The sequence below is a fragment of the Methylosinus sp. LW4 genome (genome assembly GCF_000379125.1).
Lineage (GTDB): Bacteria > Pseudomonadota > Alphaproteobacteria > Rhizobiales > Beijerinckiaceae > Methylosinus.
The window spans coordinates 628,103-628,614 of sequence record NZ_KB900626.1 but is presented as its reverse complement, the minus strand read 5'-3'; the positions used below and the strand labels follow the sequence as shown (position 1 = coordinate 628,614).

Genomic DNA, 512 nt, shown 5'->3' with positions numbered 1-512 from the left:
CACAAGAGCGATGGTCTGACGATGTTCAACCCGCCCGCCCACACACGAAATTCCTGACACTCCCGCGGCGAACATCCGCAGAGCCATCTGGCGAACTGGTCCGGCATCCTGCAAGCGGACGCCTATGACGGCTACGGCAAGCTGTATCTGCCGGGGCGCGAGCCCGGCCCGATCCGCGAGGCCGCGTGCTGGGTCCATGCGCGGCGCCCGTTCTTCGCAATGGCGGACATCGACGAGAATGCGCGGCGCAAGGCGGCGGGGAAGAAAGAGATTCCGCTCTCGCCGATCGCCATCGAAATCGTAGCGCGGATCGACGCGCTGTTTGCGATCGAGCGGTCTATCCTCGGCAAGAGCGCGGAAGAACGTCTCGTTGTTCGACAGGCGTCGAGCCGCCCGCTCGTCGACGCGCTGGAAATTCATCTGCGCGAGCAACTCGCCAAACTCTCGCGCGGGCACGATCTCGCCAAGGCGATCCAGTACATGCTGAAGCGGTGGCCAGCCTTCACGTTGTT

1 pseudogene is annotated in these 512 nt (G+C 64.1%); it reads left to right on the top strand.

Annotation, left to right across the window (positions count from 1 at the left end):
* Positions 1 to 63: 63 nt before the first annotated feature.
* Positions 64 to 512: pseudogene (locus tag METLW4_RS23795) on the top strand (IS66 family transposase); the annotation flags it as partial.